The organism is Pseudoduganella dura, assembly GCF_009727155.1.
Taxonomy (GTDB): domain Bacteria; phylum Pseudomonadota; class Gammaproteobacteria; order Burkholderiales; family Burkholderiaceae_D; genus Rugamonas; species Rugamonas dura.
The window spans coordinates 376,124-391,223 of the sequence record NZ_WNWM01000002.1 but is presented as its reverse complement, the minus strand read 5'-3'; the positions used below and the strand labels follow the sequence as shown (position 1 = coordinate 391,223).

The 15,100-nt window shown below is 67.8% G+C and carries 16 protein-coding genes; 11 read left to right on the top strand and 5 right to left on the bottom strand.

The features are described 5' to 3' along the window. Window positions 1-39 precede the first annotated feature (39 nt). From GJV26_RS01900 to GJV26_RS01870, 7 genes are all read left to right on the top strand, one after another. Complete coding sequence (locus GJV26_RS01900) at window positions 40-708, top strand: 3-oxoacid CoA-transferase subunit A (RefSeq protein ID WP_189441877.1); 669 nt, start codon at window positions 40-42, stop codon at window positions 706-708. After that, window positions 705-1,367 carry a CoA transferase subunit B gene (locus GJV26_RS01895; protein ID WP_155707189.1) on the top strand — a complete coding sequence of 221 codons (663 nt, stop codon included), beginning with the start codon at window positions 705-707 and terminating at the stop codon, window positions 1,365-1,367. The genes GJV26_RS01900 and GJV26_RS01895 overlap by 4 nt, the downstream gene beginning before the upstream one ends. Further along, a complete protein-coding gene (gene pcaF, locus GJV26_RS01890) occupies window positions 1,364-2,566 on the top strand; it encodes a 3-oxoadipyl-CoA thiolase (RefSeq protein ID WP_155707187.1) in 1,203 nt (400 codons plus the stop codon). The genes GJV26_RS01895 and pcaF overlap by 4 nt, the downstream gene beginning before the upstream one ends. A 113-nt stretch (window positions 2,567-2,679) precedes the next feature. After that, window positions 2,680-3,534 carry a branched-chain amino acid ABC transporter permease gene (locus tag GJV26_RS01885; protein ID WP_155707185.1) on the top strand — a complete coding sequence of 285 codons (855 nt, stop codon included), beginning with the start codon at window positions 2,680-2,682 and terminating at the stop codon, window positions 3,532-3,534. Then, window positions 3,531-4,574, top strand: coding sequence for a branched-chain amino acid ABC transporter permease (locus GJV26_RS01880; protein WP_155707183.1), 1,044 nt, complete (start codon window positions 3,531-3,533; stop codon window positions 4,572-4,574). The genes GJV26_RS01885 and GJV26_RS01880 overlap by 4 nt, the downstream gene beginning before the upstream one ends. After that, window positions 4,571-5,335, top strand: a complete 765-nt coding sequence (locus tag GJV26_RS01875) for an ABC transporter ATP-binding protein (RefSeq protein ID WP_155707181.1) — start codon at window positions 4,571-4,573, stop codon at window positions 5,333-5,335. Before GJV26_RS01880 ends, GJV26_RS01875 begins: the two co-directional genes overlap by 4 nt. Continuing rightward, window positions 5,328-6,029, top strand: a complete 702-nt coding sequence (locus GJV26_RS01870) for an ABC transporter ATP-binding protein (RefSeq protein ID WP_155707179.1) — start codon at window positions 5,328-5,330, stop codon at window positions 6,027-6,029. The genes GJV26_RS01875 and GJV26_RS01870 overlap by 8 nt, the downstream gene beginning before the upstream one ends. Window positions 6,030-6,066: 37 nt before the next feature. On the opposite strand, the gene GJV26_RS01865 is transcribed toward GJV26_RS01870, so the two are convergent. Continuing rightward, complete coding sequence (locus GJV26_RS01865) at window positions 6,067-6,555, bottom strand: MarR family winged helix-turn-helix transcriptional regulator (protein ID WP_155707178.1); 489 nt, start codon at window positions 6,553-6,555, stop codon at window positions 6,067-6,069. 118 nt (window positions 6,556-6,673) lie between these two features. On the opposite strand from GJV26_RS01865, the gene GJV26_RS01860 reads away from it, so the two are divergent. The 3 genes from GJV26_RS01860 to GJV26_RS01850 are packed head-to-tail and all read left to right on the top strand — an operon-like array spanning window position 6,674 to window position 9,944. Continuing rightward, entirely contained in the window at window positions 6,674-7,750 is a 1,077-nt protein-coding gene (locus GJV26_RS01860; protein WP_155712184.1) for a Rieske 2Fe-2S domain-containing protein, read from the top strand. Beyond that, window positions 7,747-8,721: a PDR/VanB family oxidoreductase gene (locus tag GJV26_RS01855; protein WP_229419141.1), complete on the top strand. Its 975-nt coding sequence runs from the start codon at window positions 7,747-7,749 to the stop codon at window positions 8,719-8,721. The genes GJV26_RS01860 and GJV26_RS01855 overlap by 4 nt, the downstream gene beginning before the upstream one ends. A 38-nt stretch (window positions 8,722-8,759) precedes the next feature. Next, window positions 8,760-9,944, top strand: coding sequence for an ABC transporter substrate-binding protein (locus GJV26_RS01850; protein WP_155707176.1), 1,185 nt, complete (start codon window positions 8,760-8,762; stop codon window positions 9,942-9,944). Window positions 9,945-10,060: 116 nt separating this feature from the next. Here GJV26_RS01850 and pcaCD read toward each other — a convergent pair whose 3' ends face one another. From pcaCD to pcaH, 4 genes are read right to left on the bottom strand one after another with little or no spacing between them, the layout of a single operon-like run. Further along, the gene (gene pcaCD / locus GJV26_RS01845) at window positions 10,061-11,323 is read right to left on the bottom strand and encodes a bifunctional 4-carboxymuconolactone decarboxylase/3-oxoadipate enol-lactonase PcaCD (RefSeq protein WP_155707174.1); all 1,263 of its coding nucleotides are present in this window, start codon (window positions 11,321-11,323) and stop codon (window positions 10,061-10,063) included. Further along, window positions 11,323-12,708: a 3-carboxy-cis,cis-muconate cycloisomerase gene (gene pcaB / locus GJV26_RS01840; RefSeq protein ID WP_155707172.1), complete on the bottom strand. Its 1,386-nt coding sequence runs from the start codon at window positions 12,706-12,708 to the stop codon at window positions 11,323-11,325. Before pcaB ends, pcaCD begins: the two co-directional genes overlap by 1 nt. A 7-nt stretch (window positions 12,709-12,715) precedes the next feature. Next, window positions 12,716-13,246 carry a peptidase associated/transthyretin-like domain-containing protein gene (locus tag GJV26_RS01835; protein WP_155707170.1) on the bottom strand — a complete coding sequence of 177 codons (531 nt, stop codon included), beginning with the start codon at window positions 13,244-13,246 and terminating at the stop codon, window positions 12,716-12,718. Between the two features lie 10 nt (window positions 13,247-13,256). Next, entirely contained in the window at window positions 13,257-13,955 is a 699-nt protein-coding gene (pcaH, locus tag GJV26_RS01830; RefSeq protein ID WP_229427933.1) for a protocatechuate 3,4-dioxygenase subunit beta, read from the bottom strand. Window positions 13,956-14,111: 156 nt separating this feature from the next. On the opposite strand from pcaH, the gene GJV26_RS01825 reads away from it, so the two are divergent. Next, entirely contained in the window at window positions 14,112-14,879 is a 768-nt protein-coding gene (locus tag GJV26_RS01825) for an IclR family transcriptional regulator domain-containing protein (protein ID WP_155707166.1), read from the top strand. The last annotated feature ends 221 nt before the right edge of the window (window positions 14,880-15,100 follow it).

The following is a 15,100-nucleotide window of genomic DNA, read 5'->3' as shown; positions in this document are numbered from 1 at the left end:
CGAACATTCAGGGTTTAATTAAAAGCGTAAGGAACAATCGTGATTGACAAGACTATCGACACCATGGCGCAGGCCGTGGCCGGCATTCATGACGGTGCGACCGTGATGATCGGCGGCTTCGGCAATGCCGGCATGCCGGCGGCGCTGATCGACGCGCTGATCGGGCAGGGCGCGCGCGACCTCACCATCGTCAACAACAATGCCGGCAACGGCGAAACCGGGCTGGCCGCGCTGCTGAAGGCGAAGCGGGTGAGGAAAATCATCTGCTCGTTTCCCCGCCAGGCCGATTCGCAGGTGTTCGACGCGCTGTACCGCGCCGGCGAGATCGAGCTGGAACTGACCCCGCAGGGCAACCTGGCCGAGCGCATCCGCGCCGCCGGCGCCGGCATCGGCGGCTTCTTCTCGCCCACCGGCTACGGCACGCTGCTGGCCGAAGGCAAGGAAACGCGCACGATCAACGGCAAGAACTACGTGCTGGAATCGCCGATCCACGCCGACTTCGCGCTGATCAAGGCACTGCACGGCGACCGCTGGGGCAACCTGGTCTACCGCAAGACGGCGCGCAACTTCGGCCCGATCATGGCCACCGCCGCCAGGGTGACGATCGCGCAGGTCACGCGCATCGTCGAACTGGGCGAGCTCGACCCCGAACACATCGTCACCCCGGGCATCTTCGTGCAGCGCGTGGTGCAGGAGGAAGCACAATGACCATCCAGAAAATGAGCCGCGACGCCATGGCGAAACGCGTGGCGCAGGACATCCACGAGGGCGCCTACGTCAACCTGGGCATCGGCCTGCCGACGATGGTGGCGAACTACCTGCCGCCGGACCGCGAGATCTTCCTGCACAGCGAGAACGGCCTGCTGGGCATGGGCCCGGCGCCGGCGCCCGGCGAGGAAGACGAAGACCTGATCAACGCCGGCAAGCAGCCGGTCACGCTGCTGCGGGGCGGCGCCTACTTCCACCACGGCGACTCGTTCGCAATGATGCGCGGCGGCCACCTCGATATCTGCGTGCTGGGCGCCTTCCAGGTCTCGGGCACCGGCGACCTGGCCAACTGGCACACCGGCGCGCCGGATGCGATTCCCGCAGTCGGCGGCGCGATGGACCTCGCGATCGGCGCGCGGCAGGTGTTCGTGATGACGGACCACCAGACGAAATCCGGCGAGAGCAAGATCGTCGAGCAGTGCAGCTACCCGCTGACGGGCATCGGCTGCGTGAACCGCATCTATACCGACCTGGCCGTGATCGACGTCACACCGGACGGCCTGGTTGTCCGTGAAATGGTCGAAGGGCTGACATTCGAGGAACTGCAGAAGCGCACCGGCGCGCCACTGATTCCGCTGCACAAGGAGAACACGAAATGACCGAAGCATTCATCTGCGACGCCATCCGCACACCGATCGGCCGCTACGGCGGCGCCCTGAAGGACCTGCGCGCGGACGACCTTGGCGCGCTGCCGCTGGCCGAGCTGGTGCGCCGCAACCCCACCGTCGACTGGGAAGCCATCGACGACGTGATCTACGGCTGCGCCAACCAGGCGGGCGAGGACAACCGCAACGTGGCCCGCATGTCGACGCTGCTGGCGGGCCTGCCGCAGGGCGTGCCCGGCACCACCGTCAACCGGCTGTGCGGCTCCGGCATGGATGCCGTGGGCCTCGCCGCGCGCTCGATCCGCTCCGGCGACACGTCGCTGATGATCGCCGGGGGCGTGGAATCGATGACGCGCGCGCCGTTCGTGATGGGCAAGGCCGACAGCGCCTTCTCGCGCAATGCGGCGATCTACGACACGACGATCGGCTGGCGCTTCCCGAACCCGTTGATGAAAAAGCTGTACGGTACCGATTCGATGCCGGAAACGGCGGAGAACGTGGCCACCGATTTCGGCATCAGCCGCGAAGACCAGGACCGTTTCGCGCTGGCCAGCCAGCAGCGCGTGATCGCGGCCCAGGAAGCGGGCTTCTTCGATGCCGAGATCGTGCCGGTCACGATTCCAGTCAAAAAAGGCGAGCCGGTCGTCTTCGCGCGCGACGAGCACCCGCGCGCGACCACGCTCGAAGCGCTGGCCAAGCTGAAGGGCGTCGTGCGCCCTGACGGCACCGTCACCGCGGGCAACGCCTCCGGCGTCAACGACGGCGCCTGCGCGCTGCTGCTGGCCAACGAGAAGTCCGCCGCCGCCCACGGTCTGGTGCCGCGGGCGCGCATCGTGGGCATGGCCACGGCCGGCGTGGCGCCGCGCGTGATGGGCATCGGCCCGGCGCCGGCCACGCAGAAGCTGCTGGCCAACCTGGGCATGACGCTCGACCAGTTCGACATCATCGAACTGAACGAGGCGTTCGCGTCGCAGGGCATCGCCGTGCTGCGCGAGCTGGGCCTTTCCCAGGACGATCCGCGTGTGAACCCGTGGGGCGGCGCGATCGCGCTGGGCCACCCGCTCGGCATGAGCGGCGCCCGGCTGGTGACCACCGCGGTGAACCAGCTGCACCGCGGCGGCGGGCGCTTCGCGTTGTGTACCATGTGCATTGGCGTGGGGCAGGGCATCGCCATCGTGATCGAACGGGTGTGATGAAGATGTGAGCAGTACCGGACAGCGCGGCCAGCCGACAAAGAGCGGCGGCCGCGCGGACGATCTTGGAGTATCGAGGAGACAACCATGGCAATATCCCCCGGAGGCCGGCGATGATCGGCGTCCTGTTCGACGGCGTGGCGTACGGCAGCCTGCTGTTCATGATCAGTGTCGGCCTGTCGGTAACGATGGGCATGATGAACTTCATTAACCTGGCCCACGGCGCGTTCGCGATGCTGGGCGGGTATGTCTGCGTGATGCTGCTCGATCGCGCCGGCGTGCCGTTTCTCGCCACCCTGCCGCTGGCGTTCATCGCATCGGCGCTGGCCGGCTTCATCCTGGAGCGCACGCTCTATCGGCGCCTGTACAAGGCCAGCCACCTGGACCAGGTGCTGTTCTCGATCGGCCTCACGTTCATGGCGGTGGCCGGCGCCACGTACTTCTTCGGTCCCACGCAACAGCCTGTCAGCCTGCCCGAGTGGCTGCGCGGGCAGGTGTCGCTGTCCGGCCTGGAAGTGGGCAGCTACCGGCTGTTCCTGATCGGCGTGGTCGTCGTCGTCACGGCGTTGCTCGGCCTGCTAATCGAGCGTACCCGCTTCGGCGCGCAGATCCGCGCTTCCGTCGACAACGCCACCGCCTCGGAAGGCCTGGGCATCAATGTCAGCCGCGTGTTCAGCCTGACGTTCGCGCTCGGTTCCGGCCTGGCCGGCCTGGGCGGCGGCCTGGGCATCGACGTGCTGGGTCTCGACCCCAGCTTCCCCATCAAGTACATGGTGTATTTCCTGCTCGTGGTCGCCGTCGGCGGCGCCGGCACGATCACCGGCCCGCTGCTGGCCGCGATCGTGCTGGGCGTGTTCGACGTGGCCGGCAAGTACTATGTGCCCGAGATCGGCGCGTTCGTCATCTACGCGCTGATGGTCGTGCTGCTGCTGTTGTTCCCCGCAGGCCTGGTCAGGAGGAAAGCATGAACGCAATATCGAAGGCGGTGGATCCGACTGCCGCGCCGGATGCCCCCGCGCGGCCGGCCGCGGCACCGCCCGTGCCGCGCCTGCCCGATGGCCGCTGGCACGCGCTGGAATTCGTGTTCTGGCTGCTGCCGGTGGCCAGCTGGTTCCTGTTCCCCCAGTACCTGGTGCTGACCAGCCAGATCATGATCGTGGGGCTGTTCGCGCTGTCGCTGGACCTGATCCTCGGCTATGCCGGCATCGTGTCGCTGGGGCACGCGGCATTCTTCGGCCTGGGGGCCTACACGGCCGGGCTGCTGTCCGTGCACGGCTGGAGCGAACCGGTCAGCGGCCTGCTGGCCGGCGCCGCCGTGGCCGGCATCTTCGGCTGGATCGTCAGCTTCCTCGTCGTGCGCGGCCAGGACCTGACGCGGCTGATGGTCACGCTGGGCATCGGCCTGATGCTGTTCGAGGCGGCCAACAAGGCATCGTGGCTGACCGGCGGCGTCGACGGGCTGTCCGGCATGATGGTCGGCAGCCTGCTGGGCGTGTTCGAGTTCGACCTGGAAGGCAAGACCGGCTTCGTGTACAGCTACGTGGTGCTGTTCCTCGTGTTCCTGGTGCTGCGGCGGCTGGTGAACTCGCCGTTCGGCCTGGGCCTGCGCGGCATCCGCGAAGGCGGCCGGCGCATGCCGGCGATCGGCGCGGACGTCAACAGCCGCCTGCGCGCCGTGTTCACGGTCGGCGCCGTGGTGGCCGGCATCGCCGGCGCGCTGCTGGCCCAGACCACGCAGTTCGTCGGGCTGGACATGCTTGGGTTCCCCCGCTCGGCCGAACTGCTGATCATGCTGGTGCTGGGCGGCACCGGGCGCCTGTACGGCGCGCTGATCGGCACGGCCGTGTTCATGATCGCGCAGGACAAGATCGCCGGCATCAATCCCACCTACTGGCAATTCTGGATCGGGCTGCTGCTGGTGTGCATCGTGATGTTCGCCAAGGGCGGCATCGTGGGCGGTTGCGCAAACCTGCTGGAACGCATGCGGGAACGGAAGGAAGTGAAATGAGCACGACAATGGATACGACATTGCGGACGGAAGGCCTGTCGAAGAGCTGGGGTGCCTTCAAGGCCAACAGCGATGTCTCGCTGACGTTCACGCCCGGCGCGCGGCATGCGCTGATCGGCCCGAACGGCGCCGGCAAGACCACCTTCATCAACCTGCTCACGGGCGGCTTCGCGCCGACCGCCGGCCGCGTGTTCCTGGGCGGCGAAGACATCACCGGGCTGCCCCAGCACCAGCGCGTGAAACGGGGCATGACGCGCACATTCCAGATCAACACGCTGTTCGCGGGCCTCACGGTGCTCGAATCGGTGGTGCTGGCGATCGGCGAGCGGCGCGGGTTGCAGAACGTGTGGTGGAAAACGGTCGCACAGCATCGCGACATGGTCGACGAGGCGATGGCGCTGCTGCAGTCGCTGCGCCTGGCGGACCAGGCCAACAGCATCACGCGCAGCATGGCCTACGGCAAGCAGCGGCTGGTCGAAATCGCGCTGGCGCTGGCCACGCAGCCGAAGATCCTGCTGCTCGACGAACCCGCCGCCGGCATCCCGCAGGCGGAAAGCCGCGAGCTGTTCGAGGTGATTGCCGGCCTGCCGCGCGACGTGACGATCGTGTTCATCGAGCACGACATGGGACTGGTGTTCAAGTTCGCCGAGCGCATCACGGTGCTCGTCGGCGGCAAGGTGCTGACCGAAGGGACGCCGGCGGAAATCGCCGCCGACCCGCGCGTGAAGGAAGTGTACCTGGGGGAGGGTGGCCATGACTGAACTGCTGGCGGTGGACCGGGTCACGGCCGGTTACGGCGAATCCGTGGTATTGGAAGACGTGTCGTTCGCGCTGGACGAGGGCGACAGCCTGGCGCTGCTGGGGCGCAACGGCGTGGGCAAGACCAGCCTGCTGACCACGCTGATGGGGCTGACGCGGCTGCACAAGGGCGCCATCCGCTGGGCGGGCAAGGACATCGCCCGTGTCGCGCCGTACAAGCGTGCCCGCGCCGGGCTCGGATGGGTGCCGCAGGAGCGGCACATGTATCCATCCCTGAGCGTCGAGGAGCATCTCACCGTGGTCGCGCGGCCGGGCCGCTGGGACGTGAAGAAGATCTACGAGGTCTTCCCGCGGCTGCAGGAACGGCGCACCAACATGGGCAACCAGCTTTCCGGCGGCGAGCAGCAGATGGTCGCCATCGCCAGAGCCCTGATGACGAACCCGCGCATGCTGCTGCTGGACGAGCCGATGGAAGGCCTGGCGCCGATCATCGTGCAGGAACTGCTGGGCGTGATCCGCAAGCTGGTGCGGGACGAGGGGCTGTCGGTGATCGTCGTCGAACAGCACGCGCGGCTGGCGCTGTCGCTGACGCAGCGCGCCATCGTGCTCGACCGCGGCTGCATCGTGCACGATTCCGACAGCCGGGAGCTGCTCGATGACGGGGCGAAGCTGGACCGGCTCGTGGCGGTGGCGTAGCCGAAGCGGCGGATGCACACCAGCCGTGCATGCGCCGTCAGGCGGCATCCGGCCGCGCCAGCGGCGCCCGGCTCTGCCCGTTGTTCTCCACCACCAGCTTGTTCAGCAGCCGCATGAACTGCTGCTGCTCCCGCTCCGTCAGGGGAGCGAGCAGCCGTTCGCGCAGCCGCAGCACGGCGGGGTCGATCCGCTTGAGCAGGCAGGCGCCTTCGGCGGTGATCGTCAGCGCGCGCTGGCGGCGGTTGTGCGGGATGACTTTCCGCTCCAGCAGTCCCTTTTCCTCGAGGCGGGCGCACACGCTGGCGCCGGTCGACGTGTCGATCGCCACCAGCCCGGCCAGCGTGACCTGGTCGATGCCGGGGCGGGCGGCGAGTGTGCGCAGAAGCGCATATTGCACCGGCGTCAGCTCGCCGTCGATTTCATCGTGGAAGATCGATACCGAGATCTGTTGCGCGCGGCGCAGCAGGTGGCCGGGGTGTTCGTGCAGGTCCAGCAGCTCGCTGTCGTGATTGTTCGCGTTGTCCATGGCTCGTCGATAAATATTTGTCGAACACAGTTTACTTCGGTGCCGACTCTTTCTAATATTCAGTGTACTGAATATTGATTCTACCAAGTAAAACAAAGGAGACCGCATGAATGCCCCCCTGTACCCGAAAAACGCGTGGTACGTCGCCGCCACGCCCGACGAAATCGACGGCAAGCCGCTGGGCCGCCAGGTCTGCGGCGAAAAGATCGTGTTCTACCGCGCCGCGCAGGGCGTGGCCGCCGTCGAGGATTTCTGCCCGCACCGCGGCGCGCCGCTGTCGCTGGGTTTCGTGCGCGACGGCACGCTGGTGTGCGGCTACCACGGCCTGCAGATGGGCTGCGACGGCAAGCCCGTGGCGATGCCCGGCCAGCGCGTGCGCGGCTTCCCGTGCATCCGCAGCTATCCCGTCGCCGAGCGTTACGGCTTCATCTGGGTCTGGCCAGGGGACGCGGCGCTGGCCGACCCGGCAACGATCCCGCACCTGCACTGGGCCGTGGACGAGCAATGGGCCTACGGCGGCGGCCTGTATCACATCGGCTGCGAATACCGGCTGATGATCGACAACCTGATGGACCTGACGCACGAGACCTACGTGCATGCCTCGTCGATCGGCCAGAAGGAGATCGACGAGGCGCCCGTCACCACGAGGACGGCGGGCGACGAGGTGATCACCAGCCGCTTCATGGAAAACGTGCTGCCGCCGCCGTTCTGGCAGGCGGCGCTGCGCGGCAACGGGCTGCCCGACGACCAGCCGGTGGACCGCTGGCAGATCTGCCACTTCACGCCGCCGAGCCACGTGCTGATCGAGGTTGGCGTGGCGCTGGCCGGCAAGGGCGGCTACGACGCGCCGGCCGAATTCAAGGCCTCGTCGATCGTGGTCGACTTCATCACGCCGGAGACCGACACCACGCACTGGTATTTCTGGGGCATGGCGCGCAACTTCAAGGCGCATGACAATGCGCTGACGGATACGATCCGTACCGGCCAGGGCAAGATCTTCGGCGAGGACCGCGCCATGCTGGAGCAGCAGCAGGCCAACATCCTGCGCCATCCCGAACGGCGGCTGCTGATGCTGAACATCGATGCCGGCGGCGTGCAGTCGCGCAAGGTGATCGACCGCTGGCTGGCGCGCGAGGCACAGGCACCTGCACAGGCAGCTGCGCAGACACAGGCTCCGGCGCAGGTGACGGCATGAGCACCGTGGGCATGTCCGACACCTTCGCCGTCAAGGTCGCGCGGAAAACCTGCGAGGCCGACGGTATCTGCAGCTATGAACTGGTGTCCGCCGATGGCACGCCGCTGCCGCCGTTCACGGCCGGCGCGCACATCGACGTGCACGTTGGCGACGGTATAGTGCGGCAGTATTCGCTGTGCAATGCGCCGCACGAGACGCACCGCTACCTGATCGGCGTGCTGCGCGAGCCGGCGTCGCGCGGCGGCTCGAGCGCGATGCACGACCGGATCGCCGAAGGCGCCGAGTTCCAGGTGAGCATGCCGCGCAACCATTTCGGCCTCGCCGATGGCCCGCATCACAGCGTGCTGTTCGCGGGCGGCATCGGCATCACGCCGCTGCTGGCGATGGCCGAGCACCTGCATGCGCGGGGCCTGCCGTTCACGCTGCACTACAGCGTGCGCAGCGCGGCGCGTGCGGCATTCCGCCAGCGGCTGGAGGCTACGCCGTTCGCGTCGTGCGTTCGCCTGCACATCGACGAGGAAGGCACGCGGCTCGATGTCGCGGCCGCGCTGCCGGACTGTCCGCCGGGCACGCATCTGTATGTGTGCGGTCCGGCCGGCTACATCGATCACGTGCTGGCCACGGCGCGGATGCTGGGCTGGAGCGACGACCGCCTGCACCGCGAGTACTTCGGCGCGGCGCCGGTGGCGAATGAAGAAGGCGAGCGCGCGTTCGACGTGCGCGTCGCCAGCACCGGCTGCACGTACACGGTGCCGCCCGGCCGCACGGTGGTGCAGGTGCTGGCCGATCACGGCGTGGATGTTCCGGTGTCGTGCGAACAGGGCGTGTGCGGCACCTGCCTGACGCGCGTGCTCGACGGCGTGCCCGAGCACCGCGACCTGTACCAGACCGAAGAAGAGCAGGCCGCCAACGACCAGTTCACCCCATGCTGCTCGCGGGCGAAATCCGCGCTGCTGGTACTGGACCTGTAGTCCGCCGCAACATCCACTACAACAACAAGGAGGAGACCATGACACACCATCAACCGAAGCGCCGTACCCTGCTGGCCGGCGCGGCCGTTGCCGCCGGCAGCAGCCTTGTGCCGTCGTTCGCGTTCGCGGCCGAGCCGCTGAAAGTGGGCCTGATCGTGCCGATGTCCGGCCCGTTCGCGTCGACCGGGCGGCAGATCGAGGCGGCCGTCAAGCTGTACCAGCAGAGGAATGGCGACAGCATTGCCGGCCGCAAGATCGAGATCGTCCTCAAGGATGACGGCGGCGTGGCGCCGGACGTGACGAAGCGAATGGCGCAGGAACTCGTCGCGCGCGACAAGGTGAGCGTGCTGGCCGGATTCGGCCTCACGCCGCTGGCGCTGGCCGCGGCGCCGGTCGCCACGCAGGCGAAGGTGCCGATGATCGTGATGGCCGCGGCCACGTCGATCATTCCGCAGCGTTCGCCATTCATCGTGCGCACCGGCTTCACGCTGGCGCAGGTGACCGCGCCGCTGGCCGACTGGGCGGCGAAGAACCGTATCGGCAGCGTGATGACGCTGGTGGCCGACTACGGCCCGGGGCTCGACGCGGAGAAAGTGTTCGTCAAGCGCTTCACGGCCGGCGGCGGCAAGGTGGCCGGGACGTTGCGCGCGCCGCTGCGCAATCCCGATTACGCGCCGTTCCTCGCCCGCGTGAAGGACACGAAGCCGGACGCGCTGTTCGTGTTCGTTCCCTCAGGCGAAGGCGCGGCGGTGCTGAAGCAGTTCAACGACCGCGGCCTGGCCGCCGCCGGCATCCGGCTGATCTGCACCGGCGACGTGCTGGACGACGACCTGATGGCCGGCATCGGCGGCGCCGCCGGTGGCGTCGTCAGCAGCCACCATTACTCGGCCGCGCATCCGTCGGCGGACAACAAGGCCTATGTCGCCGCGTTCATGGCGGCGAACAAGGGCATGCGGCCGAACTTCCACTCGGTGGGCGCATACGACGGCATGCACCTGCTGTACCAGGCGCTGGCTAAAACGAACGGCGATGCCGATGGCGCGAAGCTGCTCGCGGCGATGAAAGGGCTGGCGTGGAACAGCGTGCGCGGCCCGGTGCGGATCGACGCCGGCAGCCGCGACATCGTGCAGACCGTTTACATCCGCAAGGCGGGCAAGGTCGACGGGGGGATGTTCAATGTGGAGTTCGACAAGGTGGAGGATTTCGCCGATCCGGGGGTGTAGCAAAGTCTGGAGCGGGCGAAAACCGGTGTCGGACACCATTTCCGGATGACCCGTCCAGAAATGGTGTCCAACACCAGGCTGCTGCTACATCCGACACCAGGCTGCTTCTTGTAGTGTCACTGCTCTTGCAGGAACGCCTGCACGGCGCGGGCGAAGGCGGCCGGCTGCTCGATTGCCGCGATGTGCGAGGCGTCGGCCAGCACGACCAGCCGTGCGCCGGGAATCGCGTCGGCGATGGTTTGCGACATCGCCACTGGTGCTCCCTGGTCGAGCTTGCCGGCGATGACCAGCGTCGGCACGGCGATCGAAGGCAGGCGCGCGGTCGTGTCGACATTGCCGACGGCGTGGCAGCAGCCCGTGTAGCCCACCGGGTCGGTGCTGGCCAGCCGGCGCCGCCAGCGTGCCACGGTGCCGCCGTGCGTGCCGCGGAACGCTTCGTGGAAGTAGCGGCCCATCACGGTGTCGGCGATCGCTTCGATGCCCTGTTCGCGCACTGTGGCGATCCGCTGCTGCCATCCTTCCCGCGCCGCTTCCGGGTAGCCTGACGACGAGTTGGCGATGACCAGCGCTTCCACCAGGGCCGGATGGCGCAGCGCCAGTTCCTGCCCGACCATGCCACCCATCGACAGCCCGATCCAGGTGACCGGCCCGGTGCCCAGTTCCAGCAGCAGGCGGGCGGCATCGTCGGCCAGCGCGGCCATGTCGTACGCGCCTTCCGGCGCCTCCGAGCCGCCGTGGCCCCGGTGGTCGTAGGCGATCACGCGGCTGTCTTCGGCCAGCAGGTTGGCCAGGCCATCCCACATCGCCAGGTCCATTCCCAGTGCATGGCTGAGCACAACGGTGCGGCGCGGCGCCTGGCCGTTGCGCGGCTCGCGCACCGTGTAGTGCAGGGCAGGGCGGCTGGCCGTGCGGCCCGCGCGGCCAATGCCGGGGTGCGGCACCGAGCCCGGCTGCGTGGGTGCCAGCGTGCCGGCGGCGGCGTCGCCGGTCTCGCGCAGGATCTGCTGCGTGTGCGCGAACGCGGTGTTCGCGGCCGGCACGCCGGCGTAGATGGCGGACTGCATCAGCACTTCCTTGATTTCATCCGGAGTCAGTCCGCCCGTGGCGCCGGCGCGCAGCGCGGCACGCACGTGCAGCTCGAATTCTTCCCAGCGCCCCAGCGCGATGGTGATCGACAGCACGATGGCGCGGCGCGTCTTGTATTCGAGGCCGGGGCGGCCCCAGATCTCGTTCCACGCGAAGCGCGTGATCAGGTTCTGGAAATCGGCATTGAACGCGTTGGCGTTGTTCAGCGAGCGGTCCACCCATTCGTCGCCCAGGATGGTGCGGCGGTTCTGCAGGCCGCGTTCGAAGTCGTGATCGAAAGGATCGTAGGTCATTATCTGGATTCCGTGGTGAAGGATGTGGCCTGCCGGCGCAGCGCCGCCAGCTGCCGTCCGGCCAGCCGGCGTGCCGAGGCGGCGGCGGCGACCGGATCGAACAGGGCCAGCAGGGTTGAGGGATCGCAGCGCCCGCGCAGCGAGTCACTGGCAAGCACGGCTTCCGGCAGCAGGTCGGCCAGGTGGCGGTTTTCCGCCACCGCGCGGCGTGTCAGGCCCTCGACGAATTCATGCGCTGCGGGCCGGCCGATGAATTCGGCCAGCGCGATCGACAGGGCCTCGGCGAAGATCAGCCCCTGCAGCGCATCGATGTTGCGCAGCATGCGGCCGGTATCGACCGTCAGGCCGGCGAAGGCGTCGTTCAGGGCCTGCAGTGCGCCGTGCGCGCTGATGAACAGCTGCGGCCACTCGGCCAGCTCGGCCTGCCAGTTGCCCAGGCCGCGCTCGTGTTGCTGGCCCATTGCGCCCAGCAGCGATGCCGCGTGCTGTGGCGTGCGGGCGGCGGCGGCCAGCGCGATCATCGCCGACACGGGATTGCGCTTGTGCGGCATCGCCGAAGAGCCGCCGCGGCCGTTGCCGGACGGTTCGGCCAGCTCGCCGACCTCGCCCTGCGCCATCAGCGACAGGTCGGTGGCGATCTTGCCCAGGCTGCCCGTGAGCACCGCCACTTCGAGGCCGAGGCGCACCCATTCGTCGCGCTGCGTGTGCCACGGCGCGTCCGCCACTTTCAGGCCAAGGTCGTCCGCCAGCCGGCGTGCGACGGCATCGCCGTGCTCGCCCATCACGGCCAGCGTGCCAACGGCGCCGCCCAGCTGCAATTGCAGCGCGCGGCCCGCGGCATCGCGCAGCCGTTCGCGCGCGCGCAGCAGAGGCGCGGTCCAGCCCAGCACTTTCCAGCCGAAGCTCGTTACCTGCGCCGGCTGCATCAGCGTGCGCGCCAGCACCGGCGTATCCACGTGCGCTTCCGCAAGCGACAGCAGGCTGGCGGACAACTGCGCCAGGCCGTCGTCGATCAGCTTCAGTGCTTCGCGGGTGGCCAGCACCAGCGCGGTATCGACCACGTCCTGGCTGGTGCTGCCCCAGTGGACGAAGGCCGCGCTGTCCTTGTCGTACAGCGCGACGGTTTTCGTGAGCTCCTTGACCAGCGGGATGGCCAGGCTGCCGGCGCGGCGGCTGGCCGCGATCAGCGCCGGGATGTCATACAGCTGCGCATTGCAGACGCCGGCGATGGCGCGCGCCGCGGCAGCCGGAATCAGCCCCTCGGCCGCCTGCGCGGCGGCGAGCGACTGCTCGAAGCGGAACATGCCCTGGACGATCGCGGCATCGTCGAACACCGCGATCATCCCGGGTGTCGTGAGGAAGCTGTCGAAGATCGATACGCTCATGCCGCCCTCACGTGTAATCGAAGAACACGGTCTCCCCGTCGCCCTGCATGCGGATGTCCCAGCGGTAGCTGCCGTCCGGCTGGCGGCGCGCCAGCAGGGTGCCGCGGCGCGCTTCGGGAACCTGCGCGAGGATCGGCGACAGCGGCGCGTCTTCCAGGAACACGGCGGTGAACTGGTGCTTGACCAGGCCGCGGGCAAAGATCGTGACGAAGGCGGCGGGTGCGTCGGCGGGCGCGTCGGCGGGGCGCGACAGGCGGAACTCGAACCCGCCGGCTTCGCCGCTGGGCACGCGGCGGAATCCCGGGATCGCCACCTGTGCCTCGGCTTCGAGGGCATGCGGGTTCCAGGCTTCCAGCTGGGCGTCGTTGACCGGCGTGCCGTCGCCGTCGTAGATGACGCCGCGCACGGTGACGGTCGGCGCCGTCGTCTCGACATTGGCGGTGAGGTCGACGCTCCATTGCCACGCTTCGTGCGAGAACGGGCCGATGGTTTGCGAGGTGGTGATCTTGTTTACAGGTGCGTTTGCAGGTGCGTTCATGTCTGTCTCCTTACAGGCCCATCGGGGTGGCGTCGCGTCCGCGCAGGACGATGTCGAATTCGTAGCCGAGCAGGTGCTCGTGCATCGTTTCCTCGATGGAGAAGCGCGAGATCAGGCGCTGGCGCGCGGCTTCGTCCGGCACGCTCTGGAAGATTGGATCGTAGTCGAACAGCGGGTCGTTCGGGAAATACATCTGCGTGACCAGGCGCTGCGCATATACGTTGCCGAACAGCGAAAAGTGGATGTGCGCCGGACGGAACGCCTTGTGGTGGTTGCCCCAGGGGTACGGCCCGGGCTTGACGGTGACGAAGCGGTAGCGACCTTCGTCGTCCGTCAGCATCTTGCCCCAGCCGTTGAAATTCGGGTCGAGCGGCGCGTTGTGCTGGTCTTTCTTGTGGCGGTAGCGGCCCGCCGCGTTGCATTGCCAGACTTCGACCAGCGAATTGCGCACCGGCTTGCCGTCTTCATCAGTCACGCGGCCGGTCACGACGATGCGCTCGCCGATGGCCTCGCCGTCGCAGCCTTCGGGGCGGGTCAGGTCGATGTCGCCGGGCAGCAGGAGCGCGGGCGGCGTGGCGATGTTTTCCGTGACGGGCAGCGCCGCGTCCACGCGCAGCAGCGGCTGCAACGGGCCGCGCTTGACGGTGGATTTGTATTCGGGATAGACGAGTTCCGGATACACGCCGGATGGGACGGAATCGAATTTCACTGGGGTCTCCTCGTGCGCATTGCGCACTGTAATGGATGCGGGGTTGAGTGCAGCCATCTTATGGCGTTGCCTCCCAATCGTTCAAGCCAGCCGAACACAGTGCCATCCGCAGTGCGCACACTATGTGCGATACTCGCACAAAACAGGAGATTTCTGATGGAACAGGCAGTACCGCATCCGCGCGACCTCGTCGCCGGGCTGGAAAAAGGTTTGCAGGTGATCGAGGCATTCGACCAGGAGCGTGCGCGGTTGACGATCGCCGAAGTGGCCGAGCATACGGGCCTGACGCGCGCCGCGGCGCGCCGCTACCTGATCACGCTGACACACCTGGGCTATATGCGGCACGAGAACAAGCTGTTTTCGCTGACGCCGGCCGTGCTGCGGCTGGGGCAGTCCTACCTGCATTCGGCGCGCCTGCCGCGCATTGCGCAGCCGCTGCTGTACCGGCTAGCTTACTCGCTGGGCGAGGCGGCATCGTGCGGCGTGCTCGACGACGGGCAACTGGTCTGCGTGGCGGCCGTCAGCGCCGGGCGGCTGGTATCGACCACGCTGCAGCCGGGCACGCGCGTGCCCGCCTACTGCACCGCGAACGGCCGCGTGCTGCTGTCGTATCTGGCACCAGGCGAAGTGGAGCGCTACCTGGCCACCGTCGAGCCGGAGCGGATCACCGCGCACACGATCGTGCACCGCGAACGGCTGGCGCTGGAAATCGCGCGGGCGCGCGAGCAGGGCTACGCGGTGGTCGACCAGGAACTGGAGCTGGGGCTGCGGGCGATCGCCGTACCGCTGCGCAATTTCAGGGGCGACATCGTGGCCGCGATGAATGTCAGCGTGCACGAGGGACGGATGCCGCTCGATGCGCTGGTGGAGCGGTGCCTGCCGGCGATGGTGAAAATACAGGCTGAATTGTCGGCGCTGCTGTAGGTACTTCACGATCGGCTTGGCTTATCAGCCGTGCGCTCGCACAGGATCTGTTACCGCGTTACTTGGAGCAAGGAAAGGAACGGTGATCTTGCCGGCAGCGGTTCATGACTGGGGCAGGTTGCAGAGACAGCGGCCACCAACCGCCATCCCGTCTTGTTACTTGCGTTACGAGGCGGTCTCCTCGTAGGCTGGCATGCCATCCATTGCTGCACTTGGCGTGG